The sequence below is a fragment of the Streptomyces sp. B8-7 genome, assembly GCF_058833805.1.
On sequence record NZ_JBYRRL010000001.1, the window covers coordinates 145,110 to 164,067 of the forward strand.

The 18,958-nt window shown below is 73.0% G+C and carries 18 protein-coding genes and 3 tRNA genes; 15 read left to right on the top strand and 6 right to left on the bottom strand.

What is annotated here, in order from left to right; genetic code table 11:
- Nucleotides 1-3 precede the first annotated feature (3 nt).
- Both AC5K6T_RS00645 and AC5K6T_RS00650 read left to right on the top strand, forming a co-directional pair.
- Nucleotides 4-1,662 (top strand): NADH-quinone oxidoreductase subunit M, encoded by a 1,659-nt coding sequence (locus tag AC5K6T_RS00645; RefSeq protein WP_493204778.1) that lies wholly within the window; start codon nucleotides 4-6, stop codon nucleotides 1,660-1,662.
- On the top strand, nucleotides 1,659-3,182 hold the full coding sequence (locus tag AC5K6T_RS00650; protein ID WP_493204779.1) for an NADH-quinone oxidoreductase subunit N: 1,524 nt from the start codon (nucleotides 1,659-1,661) through the stop codon (nucleotides 3,180-3,182). The genes AC5K6T_RS00645 and AC5K6T_RS00650 overlap by 4 nt, the downstream gene beginning before the upstream one ends.
- 173 nt (nucleotides 3,183-3,355) lie before the next feature.
- On the opposite strand, the gene AC5K6T_RS00655 is transcribed toward AC5K6T_RS00650, so the two are convergent.
- Nucleotides 3,356-4,309, bottom strand: a complete 954-nt coding sequence (locus AC5K6T_RS00655; protein WP_493204780.1) for an IS481 family transposase — start codon at nucleotides 4,307-4,309, stop codon at nucleotides 3,356-3,358.
- 596 nt (nucleotides 4,310-4,905) lie between these two features.
- On the opposite strand from AC5K6T_RS00655, the gene htpX reads away from it, so the two are divergent.
- Nucleotides 4,906-5,769, top strand: coding sequence for a zinc metalloprotease HtpX (htpX, locus tag AC5K6T_RS00660; RefSeq protein WP_493204781.1), 864 nt, complete (start codon nucleotides 4,906-4,908; stop codon nucleotides 5,767-5,769).
- On the top strand, nucleotides 5,766-6,158 hold the full coding sequence (locus AC5K6T_RS00665; RefSeq protein ID WP_493204782.1) for a YccF domain-containing protein: 393 nt from the start codon (nucleotides 5,766-5,768) through the stop codon (nucleotides 6,156-6,158). The genes htpX and AC5K6T_RS00665 overlap by 4 nt, the downstream gene beginning before the upstream one ends.
- A 120-nt stretch (nucleotides 6,159-6,278) precedes the next feature.
- Here the strand turns inward: AC5K6T_RS00665 and AC5K6T_RS00670 are convergent, their stop codons facing one another.
- Complete coding sequence (locus AC5K6T_RS00670; RefSeq protein ID WP_493204783.1) at nucleotides 6,279-7,532, bottom strand: APC family permease; 1,254 nt, start codon at nucleotides 7,530-7,532, stop codon at nucleotides 6,279-6,281.
- A gap of 138 nt (nucleotides 7,533-7,670) precedes the next feature.
- Nucleotides 7,671-8,159 (bottom strand): YajQ family cyclic di-GMP-binding protein, encoded by a 489-nt coding sequence (locus AC5K6T_RS00675; protein ID WP_493204784.1) that lies wholly within the window; start codon nucleotides 8,157-8,159, stop codon nucleotides 7,671-7,673.
- Between the two features lie 232 nt (nucleotides 8,160-8,391).
- On the opposite strand from AC5K6T_RS00675, the gene AC5K6T_RS00680 reads away from it, so the two are divergent.
- Both AC5K6T_RS00680 and AC5K6T_RS00685 read left to right on the top strand, forming a co-directional pair.
- Nucleotides 8,392-8,473: transfer RNA gene (locus AC5K6T_RS00680), tRNA-Tyr, on the top strand.
- A gap of 337 nt (nucleotides 8,474-8,810) precedes the next feature.
- Complete coding sequence (locus AC5K6T_RS00685; RefSeq protein WP_493204785.1) at nucleotides 8,811-9,026, top strand: hypothetical protein; 216 nt, start codon at nucleotides 8,811-8,813, stop codon at nucleotides 9,024-9,026.
- Nucleotides 9,027-9,028: 2 nt separating this feature from the next.
- On the opposite strand, the gene AC5K6T_RS00690 is transcribed toward AC5K6T_RS00685, so the two are convergent.
- Nucleotides 9,029-9,685 carry an SDR family oxidoreductase gene (locus AC5K6T_RS00690; protein ID WP_493204786.1) on the bottom strand — a complete coding sequence of 219 codons (657 nt, stop codon included), beginning with the start codon at nucleotides 9,683-9,685 and terminating at the stop codon, nucleotides 9,029-9,031.
- Between the two features lie 113 nt (nucleotides 9,686-9,798).
- Nucleotides 9,799-11,055 carry an amidohydrolase family protein gene (locus AC5K6T_RS00695; RefSeq protein WP_493204787.1) on the bottom strand — a complete coding sequence of 419 codons (1,257 nt, stop codon included), beginning with the start codon at nucleotides 11,053-11,055 and terminating at the stop codon, nucleotides 9,799-9,801.
- A gap of 315 nt (nucleotides 11,056-11,370) precedes the next feature.
- On the opposite strand from AC5K6T_RS00695, the gene AC5K6T_RS00700 reads away from it, so the two are divergent.
- The 9 genes from AC5K6T_RS00700 to AC5K6T_RS00740 all read left to right on the top strand — a co-directional run bounded on the left by AC5K6T_RS00700 (nucleotide 11,371) and on the right by AC5K6T_RS00740 (nucleotide 17,691).
- Nucleotides 11,371-11,443, top strand: a tRNA-Thr gene (locus AC5K6T_RS00700).
- A gap of 46 nt (nucleotides 11,444-11,489) precedes the next feature.
- Nucleotides 11,490-11,562: transfer RNA gene (locus tag AC5K6T_RS00705), tRNA-Met, on the top strand.
- 86 nt (nucleotides 11,563-11,648) lie between these two features.
- Nucleotides 11,649-11,813 (top strand): 50S ribosomal protein L33, encoded by a 165-nt coding sequence (gene rpmG / locus AC5K6T_RS00710; protein ID WP_003948671.1) that lies wholly within the window; start codon nucleotides 11,649-11,651, stop codon nucleotides 11,811-11,813.
- 202 nt (nucleotides 11,814-12,015) lie between these two features.
- The gene (locus AC5K6T_RS00715) at nucleotides 12,016-12,468 is read left to right on the top strand and encodes an FAS1-like dehydratase domain-containing protein (protein ID WP_493204788.1); all 453 of its coding nucleotides are present in this window, start codon (nucleotides 12,016-12,018) and stop codon (nucleotides 12,466-12,468) included.
- 7 nt (nucleotides 12,469-12,475) lie between these two features.
- On the top strand, nucleotides 12,476-12,904 hold the full coding sequence (locus AC5K6T_RS00720) for a MaoC family dehydratase (RefSeq protein ID WP_493204789.1): 429 nt from the start codon (nucleotides 12,476-12,478) through the stop codon (nucleotides 12,902-12,904).
- A 337-nt stretch (nucleotides 12,905-13,241) separates the two neighbouring features.
- A complete protein-coding gene (locus AC5K6T_RS00725; protein WP_493204790.1) occupies nucleotides 13,242-13,811 on the top strand; it encodes a TetR/AcrR family transcriptional regulator in 570 nt (189 codons plus the stop codon).
- Nucleotides 13,812-14,083: 272 nt separating this feature from the next.
- Complete coding sequence (locus AC5K6T_RS00730; protein WP_493204791.1) at nucleotides 14,084-15,577, top strand: DHA2 family efflux MFS transporter permease subunit; 1,494 nt, start codon at nucleotides 14,084-14,086, stop codon at nucleotides 15,575-15,577.
- 433 nt (nucleotides 15,578-16,010) lie between these two features.
- A complete protein-coding gene (locus AC5K6T_RS00735; protein ID WP_493204792.1) occupies nucleotides 16,011-16,394 on the top strand; it encodes a DUF3291 domain-containing protein in 384 nt (127 codons plus the stop codon).
- A gap of 241 nt (nucleotides 16,395-16,635) precedes the next feature.
- Complete coding sequence (locus AC5K6T_RS00740; RefSeq protein WP_493204793.1) at nucleotides 16,636-17,691, top strand: UDP-N-acetylmuramate dehydrogenase; 1,056 nt, start codon at nucleotides 16,636-16,638, stop codon at nucleotides 17,689-17,691.
- 161 nt (nucleotides 17,692-17,852) lie between these two features.
- Here the strand turns inward: AC5K6T_RS00740 and AC5K6T_RS00745 are convergent, their stop codons facing one another.
- A complete protein-coding gene (locus AC5K6T_RS00745; RefSeq protein WP_493204794.1) occupies nucleotides 17,853-18,917 on the bottom strand; it encodes an adenosine deaminase in 1,065 nt (354 codons plus the stop codon).
- Nucleotides 18,918-18,958 lie beyond the last annotated feature (41 nt).

Here is an 18,958-nt window from a genome sequence, read left to right on the forward strand (position 1 = left end):
GGCGTGATCGATATCAACGAGTCAGTGATGCAGTTCCTTCTGGCGTTCGTCGTCGTCGGCCCGCTGCTGGGCGCCGCCGCGGCTCTGCTGCCCGCTCCGCCGGGACTGAAGGGGAAGTCGCCCGAGCAGGCCGTGCTCCGGCACGGTGTCACCGTGACCGGCGCGGTGCTGGCCGCCGCGCTCGTGCTCGCGGCCGGCTTCGACCACGGCCACCCGTCTAAGATCCAGGCGAGCACGGACATCAGCTGGATCCCCGCACTCGACGTGCGCATCCACCTCGGCGTCGACGGCATCTCCCTCCCTCTCGTCGTCCTGACCGCGCTGCTGACCTTCCTGTGCGCGCTCTACAGCTACTTCAAGACGCCCGCGGGCCCGACCCCGAAGGCGTTCGTCGCACTGCTGCTCGTCCTGGAGTCCGGCACCCTCGCCGCCTTCTCCGTCCTCGACCTGCTGCTGTTCTTCCTCGCCTTCGAGACGGTCCTGATCCCGATGTACTTCCTCATCGCCCGCTGGGGCGGTGAGGGCCGGGCCGAGGCCGCCTGGCGCTTCATCCTCTACACCCTGCTCGGCTCCGTGGTCATGCTGCTGGGCCTGCTCCTGACCGGCCTCACGGCGGGCACGTTCGACATGGTGGCACTCGCCACTGACAACGGCCGGTCCCTCAGCACGTCCGTGCAGGTCACCGCCGTGCTGGCGATCGGACTCGGGCTGGCGGTGAAGACTCCGATGTGGCCGCTGCACAGCTGGCTGCCGGACGCCCACACGGCCGCCCCGACCGTCGGCTCGGTGCTGCTGGCCGGTGTCCTGCTGAAGATGGGAACGTACGGCTTCGTCAGGATCCTGCTGCCGGTCGCACCCGACGGGTTCCGGGACTTCGCGCCGTACCTCGCCGCGTTCGCCGTCGTCGGCATCATCTACGGGTCGCTCGCCTGTCTGGCCCTCGCCAGGACGGGCGCGCGGGGCGATCTGAAGCGGCTCATCGCCTACTCCTCGGTCGGCCACATGGGCTTCGTGCTGCTCGGCATCGCCACCATGACCCCCACCGGCGTCAACGGCGCCCTGTTCGCCAACATCGCCCACGGCCTCATCACCGGCCTGCTGTTCTTCCTGGTCGGCGCCCTGAAGGACCGCACCGGCACCACCGACCTGGACACCCTCGCCGAGTCGGCCTTCGCCGGGCGCCCCGCTGCCGACGGCGCCCCGGCCGAGTCCGCCCCGGCCGAGTCCGCCCCGGCGGGTGCCGCCCTGTACGGCCGGGCGCCGCGCCTGGGCGGACTGCTCGCCTTCGCCGCGGTCGCCTCCCTCGGCCTGCCCGGCCTCGCCGGGTTCTGGGGCGAGATGCTCGCCCTGTTCGGCGCGTTCGACCCCGCCGACGGCCTGAGCAGGCCCGCGTTCCTCACGTTCATGGCCGTCGCCGCGTTCGGCACCCTGCTGACGGCCGCGTACCTGCTGGTCGTGGTCCGCCGGGTGTGCATGGGTGCACTGCCCGGGGGCCCCCGGAGCCTCCGGGACGTCCCGCGGCTCACCGACGTCCGCAGCTACGAGTTCGCGGCCTGGACCCCGCTGGTGGTGCTCACCGTCGTCGCCGGGCTGTGGCCCAAGACCCTCCTCGGCCTGACCGACCCGGCCGTGCAGCAGCTCCTCGCAGGAGGCACCCGATGAGCTCCCCGGCACAGACGCAGGCCGTCGCCCTCGTCCAGGACGTCGACTGGCTCGCCGTCGCACCGCCCACCCTCGCCGCGGTGGTGGCGCTCGTCGTCCTCGTGGCGGACCTGTTCCTCACCGACGCCAGGAAGCCCCTGCTGGGCTGGGTCTCGGTGGCGGGTCTCGCCGCCTCGACGGCCCTGCTGCTGCCCCTCCTCGACGCCGGCCGGTCCACGTTCTGCCTCACCGGCGACCCCGGAGCGTGCAGCTACACCGTGGACCGCTTCACCCTCGTCATCCAGTTCCTGGTCCTCGGCGGCGCCCTCCTCACCGCCCTGCTCTCGGCGACCGCCCTGAAGGACGCCCGCGGGCGCCTGCCCGAGGGCGAGTTCTGGTTCCTGCTGCTGGCCTCCGCCGCCGGGGCGGCGCTGCTGCCCGCCTCCCGCGACCTGGCCACCCTGATCGTCGCCCTGGAGGTCGCCTCCCTGCCCGCGTTCGCCCTGGTCGGCCTCCGCCACGGCGACCGGCGCTCCTCCGAAGCCGCCCTGAAGTTCTTCCTGTCCTCGGTCACGGCCACCGCCGTCAGCCTGCTGGGCGTCAGCTTCGTCTACGCCACCACCGGCACCCTCCACCTCACCCGGGTCGCCGAACGCATCCAGGACGTGGACGGACAGCTGCACACCCTCGCCCAGACCGGCGTGGTCCTCACCCTCGTCGGCTTCGCCTTCAAGACGGCCGCCGTGCCCTTCCACTTCTGGGTCCCCGACACCTACACGGGCGCCCCCCTGCCGGTCGCGGCCTACCTGTCGGTCGTGGGCAAGGCCGTCGGCTTCTCCGGCCTGATCCTCGTCACGGTCGTCGCGCTGCCCTCCTACGCCGACGTCTGGGGCCCCGCCCTGGCCGTGCTGGCCGCGCTCACCATGACCGTCGGCAACGTCGGCGCCCTGCGCCAGCAGGCCACGCGCGCGTACAGCGCCGTACGGCTGCTCGCCTGGTCCTCGGTCGGCCAGGCCGGCTACCTCCTCGTCCCGATCGCCGCCGCCGGGTACGCCGACGACCCCGAGCACGCCGTGGGCTCCACCGTCGCCTACGCCCTCATGTACGCCGCCGTGAACCTCGGCGCGTTCGCCGTGGCCGCCCTGGTGGGGCGCAGGCACGCCCGCAACCGGGTGACGGACTACCGCGGCCTGTACGCCACCAACCCGCTGACCGCCCTGCTGCTGGCCTTCTTCCTGCTCTGCCTCGCGGGCCTGCCGCCCGGCATCATCGGCCTCTTCGCCAAGGTCACCGTCTTCGCCGCCGCCGTCGACGCCGGTCTCGGCTGGCTCGCCGTGGTGATGGCGGCGAACGTCGTGATCGCGCTCGTCTACTACCTCCGGTGGACGGCGCTGCTCTTCCGCGCCCCCGAGGGACAGCCCGACCGCCACGCCGTCCCGGCGCCCCTGACGGCGGCGATCGCCGTCACCGCCGTCATCGGCGTCGCCCTGTCCGGCGCGCCGCAGCTGGCGCTGCGCTTCACCGGCACCGGCCTGTTCTAGGGCGTGTTTCGAAAGTAGCGTCGTCTGCCCGAAGGGCAGGCCTGGCGGCGTCTGGTGCGTGCGATCGCAAGGCGGAGGGTCGCCCCGATACTGGATGTATCGGGGCGAGCCCGACAACGCGGCGAGCGTGCGTGCCAGACGCCGCCAGGCAGGCGGGACTTTCGAAACACGCCCTAGGTGTATTGCCCTGTGAGGTTGGGGACGCGGCTGGCGGGTGGTTTGCCCTTCAGCGCGGTGTGTCCGCGGTGGTGATTGTAGGTGTGCAGCCACTGGGGGAAGGCGTCGCGTCGTTCCTGTTCTGAGCGGTAGGGGCGGGCGTAGGCCCATTCGTCGAGCAGGGTGCGGTTGAGGCGTTCGACCTTGCCGTTGGTCTGGGGCCGGTAGGGCCGGGTTCGTTTGTGGGTGATCCCGGCCGCTGCCAGCGTGTCGCGCCAGGCGTGGGACTTGTAGCAGGAGCCGTTGTCGGTCAGGACGCGCTCGACGGTGATCCCGACGCCGGTGAAGTAGGCGTGGGCCCGGGTCCAGAAGGCGGTGGCGGTTTCTTTCTTCTCGTCGGTGAGGATCTCGCTGTAGGCGAGGCGGGAGTGGTCGTCGACGGCGGTGTGGATGTAGCTGTAGCCGGCGTTCCGGCGGTTCTTGCGGCCGGCCTGGCGGCCCAGGGTCTTGTGGCCGCCGCCGTCGGGGATGTTGCCGGGCTTCTTGATGTCCACGTGCACCAGTTCGCCGGGACGTTCGCGTTCGTAGCGGCGTATGTTCCGGCCGGTGGCCCGGTCCAGGTGCGTGAGGCGGGCCAGGCCGTAGCGGGTCAGGACCCGGTGGACGGTGGAGGGCACCAGGTCCAGCAGGTGCGCGATGCGGGCCGGTCCCCACCGGCGCAGGAGCCGGATCTTGATGATCCGGCGTTCGGTGCGGGTCGGCGTCCGCCGGGGGCTGTGGTGCGGGCGGGAGGAGTGGTCGGCCATTCCGGCCTCGCCCAGGGCCCGGTAGCGGGCGGCCCACCGCTGGGCGGTGGTGGGCGAGACCTGGAACCGCTCGGCGGCCCGCCGCAGCGGCCAGCCGTCCTCGACCACACAGCGGGCCAGGCGCAGGCGTCCGGTCTCGGTCAGGGGTGCATTACGGTGGGGCACGAGGGCCTTTCTGGTCGGTGTAGAGGTCGCAATCCACACCGAACCCGGAAGGCCCTCACCCGTTCAAGCAGTCCCAGCCGAGACCTCCATCACCCGTCCACAACCTCCCGGGGCGATACACCTAGGGCGTGCCGGCCCGGCAGGTTCGAGGTCCGTGTCCGCGCAGGCGCTCTGCGACGTCTCGGACGTCACCCCGAACAGCCGGCCGCGCACATCGCAGCCCCCTTCCCCGCCCGGCTGGTGGCACGCCGCCGCGGAGCGTCGCACCCGCCAGTGGTCCGCTTGTGGAACAGGCCCCGGCGCCGCGGCGCCAGGTGCCGCGGCGGCCGGCCTGACCGGCCCCTCCCGGCACCCACGGCGCCACGGGGCCGCACCCGCGCGGACGCCCGCGCCGGCCCCGCCGTACGGGTGGGCGCCCGCTCACCCGTACGGACCAGCCCCGATACCGCCCGCCCGCGCGTCGTCGAGGGAACCCGGAGCTCTCGCCTCGCGTTGTCCAAAGCGGGAGGGTCCACTGGACGTGACACCACCGCACCCGTGGCATCGGAGATCACACAGCGAAGGGTTCCCCTGCCGCACGACTTGGAGGGCGTACCGTGCACCGCCGGCACAACGGGTTGAGGACCGCAGCACTCCTCGGAGGGCTGTCCGCACTCATCATCGTCATCGGCAGCTTCTTCGGCCGTACCGGCCTGATCGTCGCGCTGCTGATCGCGCTCGGCACGAACGCGTACGCGTACTGGAACAGCGACAGACTGGCGCTGCGCGCGATGCGGGCCCGTCCGGTCAGCGAGTTCGAGGCGCCCGCGCTCTACCGCATGGTCCGCGAGCTCTCCACCCAGGCCCGCCAGCCCATGCCCCGCCTGTACATCTCCCCGACGGAGGCGCCGAACGCCTTCGCCACCGGGCGCAACCCCCGCAACGCCGCCGTGTGCTGCACGGAAGGCATCCTGCGCCTGCTGGACGAGCGTGAACTGCGCGGCGTCATCGGCCACGAGCTCAGCCATGTCTACAACCGGGACATCCTCATCTCCTCGGTCGCCGGAGCCCTCGCCTCGGTGATCATGTTCCTGGTCAACTTCGCCTGGCTGATCCCGGTCGGCCGCTCCAGCGACGACGACGGCCCCGGTCTTCTCGGCCTGCTGCTGATCATGATCCTGGGCCCGATCGCCGCCTCCCTCATCCAACTGGCCATCAGCCGCTCCCGCGAGTACGAGGCCGACGCTTCCGGAGCCCGGCTCACGGGCGACCCCCTCGCCCTCGCCTCCGCCCTGCGCAAGCTCGAATCCGGGACCAGGCAGCTGCCGCTGCCCCCGGAACCGCGGATCGAGACCGCGAGTCACATGATGATCGCCAACCCGTTCCGCCCCGGCCAGGGCATGTCCCGGATGTTCTCGACGCATCCCCCCATGACAGAGCGCATCGCGCGCCTCGAACAGATGGCAGGTCCCCGCCGATGAAACTCGTCCTGAACATCATCTGGCTCGTCCTGAGCGGCTTCTGGCTCTTCCTCGGCTACCTGGCCGCGGGCCTGCTGCTCTGCATCACGATCATCGGCATTCCGTTCGGGATCGCCGCATTCAGAATCGGCGTGTACGCGCTCTGGCCGTTCGGCTACACCACAGTGGAGCGCCGTGACGCGGGCGCACCCTCCTGCCTGGGCAACGTGCTGTGGCTGCTGCTGGCCGGATGGTGGCTCGCGCTCACGCACATCGCGACGGGCATCGCCCTGTGCCTGACGATCATCGGGATTCCGTTCGGTATCGCCAACTTCAAGCTCATACCGGTGTCGCTGCTGCCGCTGGGCCGCGAGATCGTCCCGACGGACCGGCCGTTCGCCACGCGCTGACCGGGTGTTCACCACGGGCCGGCAGGGCGCTCGGTGCCTGCTGACCGGCTGTCACCGCCGCTCCTCGGGGCGTCGGAGCGGACCTGCCCGGAGTCCGGCGCGCCCGGCGGCGCACGTCCTTCATGCCCTGGGGCGGCGGTGGCGCAGTCCGTGGAGGAGAGCCCCGGCGGCGATCACCGCTGACCCCGCGATCACCGAGGTCCGGGGCAGTGAGAACGCCAGCACGCCGCACCCGAGCAGCCCCAGCGCGGGCAGGGCGCGAGCCCGCGGGGACACGTCGAGCGTCCAGGCGGAGGCGTTCGCCAGGGCGTAGTAGGCCAGCACGCCGAACGAGGAGAAGCCGATCGCGCCGCGCAGGTCGGCGGTGGCGGCGAGGACGGCGACGACCGCGCCCACGGTGAGTTCGGCGTGGTGCGGCACCTGGAAGCGGGGATGGACGGCGGCGAGCGGGCGTGGGAGGTGGCCGTCGCGGGCCATCGCCATGGTCGTGCGCGAGACGCCGAGGATCAGCGCGAGCAGCGAGCCGAGGGCGGCGACGGCCGCGCCCACCCGGACGACCGGCACCAGTGCGGGCAGCCCGGCTGCGCGTACCGCGTCCGCCAGCGGGGCGTCCGACCGCCCGAGCGCGGCCGGTCCCAGCACGGCCAGCACCGCGACGGCCACGCAGACGTACACGGCCAGTGCGATGCCCAGAGCGAGCGGAATCGCGCGTGGGATCGTACGCGCGGGATCGCGCACCTCCTCGCCGAGCGTGGCGATGCGGGCGTACCCGGCGAAGGCGAAGAACAGCAGCCCGGCCGCCTGGAGGAGCCCTCCGACGCCGTCCCCCGCGCCGAGATCGAGATGCGCGGCCTCGGCGTCGCCGGAGCCCAGACAGACGGCCACGACGAGCGCGAGCACCGCCAGCACGACTGCGACGATCGCCCGGGTCAGCAGGGCGGACTTCTGCACGCCGCCGTAGTTGACGGCGGTCAGCGCGAGGACGGCGGCCACCGCGACGGCGTGCGCCTGGCCCGGCCAGACGTACAAGCCGACGGTGAGGGCCATCGCCGCACAGGACGCGGTCTTGCCGACGACGAAGGACCAGCCGGCGAGATAGCCCCAGAACGGTCCGAGGCGTTCGCGCCCGTACACATAGGTGCCGCCCGAGGCGGGATACCGCGCGGCCAGCCGCGCGGACGCGGTGGCGTTGCAGTAGGCGACCACCGCGGCCAGCGCCAGCCCGAGCAGCAGCGCGGAGCCGGCGGCCCGCGCGGCCGGGGCGAGCGCGGCGAACACGCCCGCGCCGATCATCGAGCCGAGGCCGATGACGACGGCGTCGCCGACACCCAGCGTGCGGCGCAGGCCTGGGCCGGGGGCGGTGGGTTGCGTCATGCGGCGCACCCTAACGGAGGAAGAAGACGCCCCCGTTCACGGCCGGGCGGAGGCGGCACCGCGGGTGGCACCCCGACCGTCCGGGAAGCCCCGGACGGTCCGGGCCGCCCCGGACCGCCACCCCGCCCGGCCGTCGGGTCACCGGTAGTTCACGAACTGAAGGGCGAAGTCGAAGTCCTTGCCCTTGAGCAGGGCGATGACGGTCTGGAGGTCGTCGCGGCTCTTGGAAGTGACCCGGAGCTCGTCGCCCTGCACCTGGGCCTTGACCCCCTTGGGACCCTCATCGCGGATGATCTTCGCGACCTTCTTGGCGTTCTCCTGGGAGATGCCTTCCTGGATCGACGCGAAGATCTTGTACTCCTTGCCGGAGAGCTGCGGCTCGTCCGCCTCCAGCGACTTCAGCGAGATGCCGCGCTTGATCAGCTTGGACTGGAAGACGTCGAGGATCGCCTTGACCCGGTCCTCGCCGTTCGCCGACATCAGGATCTTCTCGCCCTGCCAGGAGATCGACGCGTCGGTGCCCTTGAAGTCGTAACGCTGGGAGATCTCCTTGGCGGCCTGGTTGAGGGCGTTGTCGACCTCCTGCCGCTCGACCTTGGAGACGATGTCGAAACTGGAGTCGGCCATGACGTGTGGCTCCTTGCTCGAATGCTGTGTGTGGCGGTGTCGATACGCCTCAAGCCTAGTGCTGCGGCCGGGAGGCTCTGCCGGGCGCCGCGAGCCGGTGAGCCTTCCCGGTCGCAGCACCGGTGATCTGCGCACTGATCAACCGGGTGGCGGAGCACCCCCCGGCATCAGGTATTGTTTACGTCGTTGCCACGGAGCACCGCCGACCAGCGGATCCCGGCAGCGAACCCATGGCGGTGTGCCCGAGTGGCCAATGGGAGCGGACTGTAAATCCGTCGGCTTAGCCTACCCAGGTTCGAATCCTGGCGCCGCCACACTGCAGGAAGACCCTCTCCGTACCGACGGTGAGGGTCTTCCTCGTGTTCCCGGTGGGCGCTCCCGGTGACTGTTCGCGTCCGACGCTCCCGTCCATCCATGCTCCCGCCCGAGATCCGTGGACGGGCGTCCCGGGCGCCGTTCGGTCGGGCGCACCCGGACGCCGTCCGGGTGCGCCCGTCATGTGTTTGTGTGCCGCACCTGCCGCCTGCCGTGCCCCGTCCCCGTGCCGCGCCCCGTGCCAGTGCCTCGCGCCGTTCCGGGGCTGCGCGCCGTGCGGGCACCGCGCGCCGTGCCGGGGCCGGGGATGTCGGACCCGGCGGGCACACTGGTCCCATGCCGTCGTCCCGCCGCAGGAACTGCCCCGTGTGCCACCGTGACATCGCCGTCGTGGCAGGACGGTTCGCCCGGCACGATCCGCCCGGGGTGCGGGAGGGCGACCGGCTCGTCTCCTGCCCCGGATCCCGGCATCCGGCGCAACTCGGCACGGTCCAGCCGTCGTTGGACGGCTGGACTGCGCCGGAGTTCCCGGGGCAACTGCCGCTGTTCTGAGGTCAGTTCCCGGCCACGGCCTTCACGGCGACCGGGACCTGGGTGGAACCGGCGACCAGTTCCAGGGTCAGTCCGGCCGTCGCGGGCGTCTCGATCAGCTCCGCGAGGACGGCCGCCACATCGTCCCGGGAGATCCGCCCGCGGCCCGTGCGCGCCTCCAGCCGCACCAGGCCGGTGCCCGCGTCGTCCGTCAGGGAACCCGGGCGCAGCACCGTCCAGTCCAGCGCGTCCTGGCGTCGCACATGCTCGTCCGCCGCACCCTTCGCCCTCAGGTACGCGTCGAACACCTCGTCGCCCTCGTGATGCGGGTCCGCGCCCATCGAGGACACCATCAGGAAGCGCCGCACACCGGCCCGGACCGCCGCGTCCGCGAACAGCACGGCCGCCCCCTTGTCCACCGTGTCCTTGCGGCCCGCCCCGCTGCCGGGCCCCGCGCCCGCCGCGAACACCGCCACGTCCGCGCCCTGCAGGTGTGCCGCGACCCCCTCCACCGATGCCGACTCCAGGTCCAGCAGCACCGGTTCGGCACCAGCCGCCCGCAACGCGTCGCCCTGCTCGGCTCTGCGGATGATGCCCGCCACCTCCTCGCCGCGCGTGGCGAGCAGCCTCTCCAGGCGCAGCGCGATCTGACCATGACCTCCAGCGATGACAATGCGCATGTCTCCGACCGTACGCCGGAAAGCCCTCCACCGCCGCGCGACTCGAACACCCGCGTTCCTTCCGGTGGGCACCGGGCAGGTGGACGCGCCCGCGTGCCGCACCGCCGTCCGGTCTACGACACCTCGCCGCGCCCTTGCCGGGGCAGCCCGAGTTCCGCCGCCACGGCCGAGTTGCAGTACTCGCGCACCGCGCTGGTGCGGGCCACCACCCGGCCCCGGTGGATGACGATCCGGCTGTACGCCAGCGACAGCGCGCCCGACAGGCGCTCCCCGCGTACGGCGAGGAGTTCGGCCGGGAAGCCCGCCTCGACCCGTACCCCGGGCAGGCCCAGTACGGCCCGCGCGTGGGCGCTGACGGCGTCGTAGGCGTCCTCGGGGCGCAGCCCGTAGCGGGAGGAGAGGAGATAGGCCGCCTCCAGGGGGTCTCCGCGCCCCACCGGGTTGGCGGTGTCCCGCAGGGCGCCGCTGCCGGCGGCGACGCGGACCCCGGCCGCGCGCAGCAGGCGCACCGGTGCCGTGCCGCGGCGGTCGGCGCCCGCGCAGCCGCCCTGCGGCAGGCAGACGACACCCACCCCGGCCGCCGCGAGCTGGTCCGCGGTGCGCGCGGCGATCTCCTCGGGCAGCCGGGCCAGACCCGCGCAGGGGCTCAGCGCCACTCCCGGCCGCAGCCCGCCGGCCATCGCGGCGAGGCGGGCGAGCCGGGCCGGGTCGTCGGCGTCGGTGTGCAGGTCGACGGGGCAGCCGTGCTCGGAGGCGACCTCCAGGACGGCTTCGGCGTAGCCGGTCGGGTCGGGGTCGAGGTCGGGGCAGCCGCCCACCACGGAGGCGCCCATCTTGACCGCGTCCCGCAGTATCGCGAGTCCGTCCGCCCCGGCCACGCCCGTCAGCAGCCGGGGCACGGCGACCGTGGTCAGTTCGGCGAGGCCGCGCAGTGAGCGCCGGGCCTGCAGGACCGCACCGAGGGCGCCGAGGCCCTGGACGTCGCCCACCCGGACGTGCGACCGCAGGGCCGTCGCCCCGTGGCCGAGTTGCAGCAGGGCCGCCTCGGTGGCACGGCGCTGTACCTCGCGCGGGTCGTGGGAGACGGGGCCGTCCTCGTCGGCGGTGAGCGCGGTGTCGCCGTGGGCGTGCGGTTCGGCCGGGGCCGGCAGCAGGAGGTAGCCGCTGAGGTCGACGCGCGCGCCGGCGCCGCGCCGGGGGCCGCCGAGGCTGCCGGTCGTGCCGACCGCCTCGATGCGCCCGCCGCCCAGTCGTACGTCCACGGTCCGGCCGTCGGTCAGCCGGGCCCCGCACAGCAGGAGCGAGTCGGCCTGCCCCGAGGGGCCTGGCGAGGGCGACGGGGACGGCGGCTGCGGCTGGCTGTCGGGCATCGCGCTCCAGGAGAACTCGTGAGGACGTATGGGGCGGGTCATGGGGCGGGTGGGGTGTCGTGCGGCGCGCTGCGGAGGCTCCTCCTGCGCGGTGCCGAAAGATCACGCAGGGTGGGTCGAGCCTAGGGCGGCAGCCGCCCCGGGACCGGGAGGAGCGCAATAGTCGTACCGGTGTGGTCCCAGGTGGGCCCGGGCGCGGCGCAGGGACGGATGGTGCGGGAAGGGCGGCCGGGAGCGGGGTGGCGAGGGGCCGCGGGGTGCCCGGTTTACGGATTTGGGTGAACGGCCGCGGACCGTGTAATGTCTTCCTCGCTCGCCCCAATAGCTCAGTCGGCAGAGCGTCTCCATGGTAAGGAGAAGGTCAACGGTTCGATTCCGTTTTGGGGCTCTGGTGAGTGAGGTTTCCGTCGCGAGGCGGGAACCGATCCCACCGCAGCGGTGTAGCTCAGTCGGTAGAGCAAGCGGCTCATAATCGCTGTGTCACCGGTTCAAGTCCGGTCACCGCTACTAACAGTAGCCGATTGCGGGGTCGGTCCTTCGATCGGCTACTCTTTCTTGCGTTAAACCCTACCCGTTCGTCAAGGAGCACTCACGTGGCTGCCACCGACGTCCGCCCGAAGATCACGCTGGCCTGCGTGGAGTGCAAGGAGCGGAACTACATCACCAAGAAGAACCGGCGTAACAACCCGGACCGTCTTGAGATGAAGAAGCACTGCCCGCGTTGCAATGCGCACACCGCGCACCGCGAGACGCGCTGAATCAGACTCACACACGAGGCCGCCCCCGCTGTACCAGGGGGGCGGCCTCGTGCCGTTTCGGCCGCCGGACGCCGCACCGTGGCGCGGGCGGCCGGACGCGACACCTTGCTCGACCCGCTCGACCCGCTCGACCCGTTCGACCCGTTCGACGTCAGACGTTCGACTCGTACGACCGCAGCTGAGACCAGGAGGCGCCGATCCCATGGCACTGGACCAGTCCTTCGTGGGGCGCACCTACCCGCCCACCGAGCCCTACGAAGTGGGCCGGGAGAAGATCCGGGAGTTCGCGGAGGCCATCGGCGACTCGCATCCGGTGTACACGGACCCCGAGGCCGCGAAGGCGCTCGGGCACGCCGACGTGATCGCGCCGCCGACGTTCGTGTTCGCGATCACCTTCAAGGCCGCCCGGGACGTCGTCCACGATCCCGCACTGGGTCTGGACTACGACCGTGTCGTGCACGGCGACCAGAAGTTCGCCTACACCCGCCCGGTGCGGGCCGGCGACCGGCTGACGGTGACCTCGACCATCGAGCGCATCAAGTCGATGGCCGGCAACGACTTCGTGGACGTCCGCGGCGAGGTGCGCGACGAGGCCGGCGAGCACGTCGTGACCGCCTGGACCAAGCTCGTGGCCCGCGCGGCCGAGGAGGCGTGAGCAGCAGATGACCGCGAAGATCGCGTACGCCGACGTCGAGGTCGGTACCGAACTGCCCGCCCGGACCTTTCCCGTGACGCGGGCCACCCTCGTCCGCTACGCGGGGGCCTCCGGCGACTTCAACCCGATCCACTGGAACGAGCGGTTCGCCCGGGAGGTCGGGCTGCCGGACGTCATCGCGCACGGCATGTTCACCATGGCCGAGGCCGCCCGTGTGGTGACCGACTGGGTGGGGGACCCGGGCGCGCTCGTCGAGTACAGCGTCCGCTTCACCAAGCCCGTCGTGGTCCCCGACGACGACCGGGGTGCCGAGATCGAGGTCAGCGGCAAGGTCGCGGCCAAGCTCGACGACCTGACCGTCCGCGTGGACCTCACCGTCACCAGCGGCGGCGAGAAGGTCCTCGCCATGCCGCGCGCCGTCGTGCGGCTGGCCTGACGCGGACCTGCCCCGTGCCGGACCCGGACCTGCCCCGTGCCGGACCCGGACCTCGGTTCGGGCCGGGTCGGATCCCGGACGTGCCTCGGGTCGGTCCGGAGCCCCTTCGTCCCGGATCCGGATCTGCCGTCTGCGGGCGCCCGGTCCTGTGCGGGTGCCCGGCCCCGGGTGAGCCTCGGGTGTCTGTGCCAGGACCGGGCGGTGCCCGATGCCCGACAGGGACCCGTCCGTGGGGGCGTCCTCCCGGGAGGACGCCCCCACGGTGCGGCCGGAGCTCTCTCGGACGCGCGCGGAGCCCCGCTTGACTAAGTTAGTGATTGAGTACTAACTTCTAGGCATGGTCAGGATGAGCGCAGAGGAACGGCGCGAGAGCGTCATCCGCGCCGCCACGCTGGAGTTCGCCCGCGGCGGCTACCACGGCACGTCCACCGAGGCGATCGCCAAGCGCGTCGGTGTCTCGCAGCCGTATCTCTTCCGGCTCTTTCCCGGCAAGAAGGCGATCTTCCTCGCGGCGGCCGAGCGCTGCGTGGAGGACACCATCCGCACCTTCCGCGAGGCGGCCGAGGGGCTGGAGGGCGAGCGTGCCCTGCACGCCATGGCCAACGCGTACACCAGGGTCATCGCCGAGCGTCCCGAGCGGCTGATGATGCAGATGCAGATGTACGTAGCGGTGGGCGCGGCCGAGCAGGAGGGCGACCACGAACTCGGCGAGGCGGTCCGGGCCGGCTGGACCCGGCTGTGGGACACCGTCCATCTGGCGCTGGGGGCGGAGGCCGGCGGGACGACGGCCTTCCTGGCGCACGGCATGCTCATCAACTGCCTGGTCGCCATGGGGTTTCCGCCTACGCACCGGGTCTGGGAGGGCCTCTCGCCGATGGCCGGGCAGGACGGCCGGCCGGAGAAGTGACGCGCCCGGGCCCGTCCGGCCCGGTCGGCCTCGGCCCGTCCGGTCCGGTCAGCCTCGGCTCGTCCGGCCCGGTCGGCCTCGGCTCGTCCGGCCCGCCCCGGTTCGTCCGGCCCCTGCCGGCTGGTCCGCGTTTGGCACGTCCCGTCCGCCGCGGCCCTCTCCCGGGCCGGCCGGTCCCCGGGGCCGGGCCGTTCCGCAGGCCCCGTTTTTCTGTCCAGAGAAGTTAGTCAGCAATAACTAATCACCGCTCGGGGCGTATCCCTGGGGGAGAGATGTCACACCACAGCACAACGGCCGCCCGCGACAGCGGAGGAATCGGCTGGGTCCTCGTCATCACCGGTGCCGCCGGATTCATGGCGGCCCTCGACAACCTCGTCGTCACCACCGCCCTGCCCTCGATCCGCGAGGACCTCGGCGGCGCCCTGCACGACCTGGAATGGACCGTCAGCGCCTACACGCTCACCTTCGCCGTGCTGCTGATGTCCGGAGCAGCCCTCGGGGACCGCTTCGGCCGGCGCCGGCTGTTCACCGTCGGTCTCACCGTCTTCACCGGCGCCTCCGCCGCGGCCGCCCTCGCGCCCGACATCGACGCGCTCATCGCCGCCCGCGCGGTGCAGGGCGTCGGCGCGGCCGTGATGATGCCGCTCACGCTGACCCTGCTCACCACCGCCGTGCCCGCCGCGAAACGCGGGCTGGCGTACGGCATCTGGGGTGCGGTGAACGGCCTCGCCGTCGCTTCCGGGCCGCTCGTCGGCGGCACGCTCACCGAGCACGTCTCCTGGCAGTGGATCTTCTGGGTGAACGTCCCGATCGGCCTCGCCCTGCTGCCGCTCGCCCGGCTGCGCCTCGCCGAGTCCCACGGTTCCGGCGCCCGGCTGGACGTGACGGGCACCCTGCTGGCCAGCACGGGTCTGTTCGGCATCGTCTACGGGCTGGTGCGCGGCCCGGTCGACGGATGGACCGGCCCGCGCGTCCTGACGGCCCTGTTCGTCGGGGCGGCCCTGCTCGCCGCCTTCGTGCTGCACGGCAGCCGCACACCGAACGCCATGCTGCCGATGCGCCTGTTCCGCTCCCGCGCCTTCTCCGGCATCAACGCCGCGAGCATGCTGATGTTCCTCGGCATGTTCGGCTCGATCTTCCTGCTCAGCCAGTACCTCCAGGGCGTGCTCGGCTACTCGCCCACCGAGGCCGGCCTCCGGATGCTGCCCTGGACCGGGATGCCCGTGCTCGTCGCGCCTCTCGCCGGACTGCTGTCCGACCGGATCGGAGGCCGCCCGGTCGTCGCCACCGGCCTCTTCGTCCAGGCCGCCGGCCTCGCCCAGCTCTCCTTCGTGGCCTCCGCCGACGCCTCCTACGCCGCCCAGCTGCCCGGCCTGGTGCTCAGCGGCATCGGCATGGCCCTGTACTTCGCGCCCGCCTCGGCGCTGGTGATGTCCAGCGTCACCACCGCCGAGCAGGGCATCGCCTCCGGTGCCAACAACGCGCTGCGCGAGGTCGGCGGGGCGCTCGGCATCGCCGTCATGTCCTCCGTCTTCTCGGCGCGCGGCGGCTACGACTCCGCGCAGTCCTTCGTCGACGGACTGCGCCCCTCGGTGGCCGTCGGCGCCGCGGTCGTGGCGCTCGCGGGTGTCGCGGCCCTGGTCGTCCCCGCCCGCCGCAGCACCGTGCTGGCGATGGCCGACGCGGCGGGCCCGGCACCCGGCACCCCGCCCCCGGTCCTCGAACCCAGCGCCGAACCCAGCGCCGAACCCAGCGCCGCCCGCTGAACCGGCCCTCCGATGTGTCCCCCGGTCCGGCCACCGCCCCCTCCGCACGCCCCGACCCCGTCCAGCCACCCGGGGGCCGCCGGGCAGGCCACCCCCGGACCGACGAATTCATGATCCGGCCGTCTCCCCGGTCCCGGTCCGGGGTAGTCCCGAAGGTGATCGGCGGGGCCCTCACCGCCCGACCACCGTTCCTGACCTCCGTTCCCGACCACCGGTCCCGACCTCCGCACGTCCGACCTCCGCACGTCCGACCTCCGCACGTCCCGACTCCCGCACGTCCCGATCCCGGGATGTCCCGACTCCCGCACGTCCCCGCGTCCGTGCAAGCAGCGGCCGTACGACCCGACGCCTCCCGCGTCCCCAGCACCGGTGACCCGGGCCGCCGTACCGGAAGCGGCGCCCCGTCCCGCCCCTACGCGACAAGGAGCCCGACATGCCCACACTGCCCTGGACCGTGCCGAACACCCCGCCGCAGGCCGCCGAGGCGCACGTGTTCGCCTCCCGGTTCGAGACCAAGACCTTCTGGGGCGCCCTGAAGTTCCTCGCCCGTACGCCGGGAGTCTGGCGGCAGGTGAGCAAGGCGCCCGGCGCGTACGGCGCGACCCTCAAGGCGCAGCCCCTGAAGCGCGTCTTCTGGACGCTCTCGGCCTGGGAGTCCGCCGACGCCCTCAAGACCTTCGCCCGGTCCGGCACCCACGCCCCGACCTCGCGCGAGCTGGTCGGTGAGATGCGGGACGTGAAGTTCGCCACCTGGACCGTGCCGAGCGACAGCCTGCCCGTCCGCTGGCCCGACGCCCAGAACCGCCTCACCGGCTGAGCCCCGGCCCACCGGCACCCGGCCCCGGCACTGCGGCCCCCCGGTGACCGGGGCCCTGGCGGGCGGCACCACCAGGATGCCCCGCCGACGGCCACCGACGGCCGGCTCCCGCGGCGGCGAGCGGGGCCGGCCGGGGCGGTGCGCCGACCGGCCCCGCTGTCCGGCCGCCCGCAGCCGCCCGCCGCCCGGCCGCGCTGCGCGCGGCGCGGCCGCTGTCGGAGGCGTCTCGTAGGCTTGGCCCGTGCTGGAACTCCACGACGCGCCCCTCGCCCCGCTGACCACCTTCCGGCTGGGCGGCCCCGCCACCCGGCTGGTCACCGCGACGACCGACGCCGAGGTGATCGACGTCGTGCGGGAGGCGGACGCCGCCGGCACCCCGCTGCTGGTGATCGGCGGCGGGTCGAACCTGGTCATCGGGGACAAGGGCTTCGCCGGTACCGCCCTGAACATCGCCACCCGGGGCGTCGAGCTCACCGGCACCCGGCTGGAGCTGGCCGCGGGCGAGGTGTGGACGGACGCCGTCGCCCGCACGGTCGAGGCGGGCCTCGCCGGGATCGAGTGCCTGGCCGGCATCCCCGGCTCGGCGGGCGCCACGCCGATCCAGAACGTGGGGGCGTACGGCCAGGAGGTCTCCGCCACCCTCACCGAGGTGATCGCCTACGACCGCCGGGCCGGCGAGACCGTCACCCTGCCCCGCGCCGAGTGCGCCTTCTCCTACCGCCACAGCCGCTTCAAGGCCGACCCCGAGCGGTACGTCGTCCTGCGCGTCCGCTTCGAGCTGGAGGACGCCGGCGGGCTGTCGGCGCCGATCCGGTACGCCGAGACCGCCCGCGCCCTCGGCGTGCGGCCGGGCGACCGGGTGCCGCTCGCCGACGCCCGCGAGACCGTGCTCAAGCTGCGGGCGGGCAAGGGCATGGTGCTCGACCCGGAGGACCACGACACCTGGTCCGCGGGGTCCTTCTTCACCAACCCGATCCTCACCGACACCGCCTTCGACGCGTTCCGCGCCCGGGTGTGCGAGCGTCTCGGCGAGGGCGTCGAGCCGCCCGCCTACCCGGCGGGCGAGGGCCGCACCAAGACCTCCGCGGCCTGGCTGATCGACCGGGCCGGCTTCACCAAGGGGCACGGCACCGGCCCGGCCCGGATCTCCACCAAGCACACCCTCGCCCTCACCAACCGCGGCGCGGCCACCACCGAGGATCTGCTGGCCCTGGCCCGGGAGGTCGTCGCCGGAGTCCGCGAGGCCTTCGGCATCACCCTGGTCAACGAGCCGGTCACGGTCGGAGTCGATCTCTGAGCCGGCCTCCCGTGAGCCGGCCTCCCGTGAGCCGGCCTCCCGTGAGCCGGCCTCCGGCCGGTCGTGCGGCCGGGAGGGACCGCCGTGGGCGCCGGCCGGTGAGCCGCTCCGCCGACCGTCCCGTCCCGGGGCGCGGACGGTGACATCCCCCGGCGGCAGCGTCAGGGCGTGACGCCCCGACCGGGACCGTTGCCGGGGGCGGCCAGCCAGTCGTCGACGCCGGCCAGCAGCCTGGTCCGGACGTCCTCCGGGGCCGCCGACGCGCGGATCGACTGGCGGGCCAGCTCCGCCAGCTCCTCGTCGGTGAAGCCGTGGTGCTCGCGGGCGATCCCGTACTGAGCGGCCAGCCGGGAGCCGAACAACAGCGGGTCGTCCGCGCCCAGCGCCATCGGCACACCCGCCTCGTACAGGGTGCGCAGGGGGACGTCCTCCGGCTTCTCGTACACGCCGAGCGCCACGTTCGACGCCGGGCAGACCTCGCAGGTCACGCCCCGGTCGGCGAGCCGCCGCAGCAGCCGCGGGTCCTCCGCCGCGCGCACCCCGTGCCCGATCCGGGTCGCATACAGGTCGTCCAGGCAGTCACGGACCGAGGCCGGGCCGGTCAGCTCGCCGCCGTGCGGCGCGGACAGCAGACCGCCCTCCCGGGCGATGTGGAACGCGCGGTCGAAGTCCCTCGCCATGCCGCGGCGTTCGTCGTTCGACAGGCCGAAGCCGACCACCCCCCGGTCGGCGTACCGCACCGCGAGGCGGGCCAGCGTCCGCGCGTCCAGCGGGTGCTTCATCCGGTTCGCGGCGACCAGTACCCGCATGCCGAGGCCGAGGTCCCGGGACGTCGACTCCACCGCGTCCAGGATGATCTCCAGCGCCGGGATCAACCCGCCCAGGCGCGGCGCGTACGAGGTCGGGTCGACCTGGATCTCCAGCCAGCCCGAGCCGTCCCGGACGTCCTCCTCGGCGGCCTCGCGCACCAGCCTCCGGATGTCCTCCGGCTCCCGCAGGCAGGAGCGGGCCGCGTCGTACAGCCGCTGGAAGCGGAACCAGCCGCGCTCGTCCGTGGCCCGCAGCTGGGGTGGCTCCCCGCTGGTGAGCGCCTCGGTCAGGGCGTCCGGCAGACGCACCCCGTACTTGTCGGCCAGCTCCAGGACGGTGCCCGGCCGCATCGAGCCGGTGAAATGCAGGTGCAGATGGGCCTTCGGCAGATCAGAGACATCACGTACACGCTCCATTCCGTGATCCTGCCGTACGCCCCCCGGCTCCCGGTAGCGGT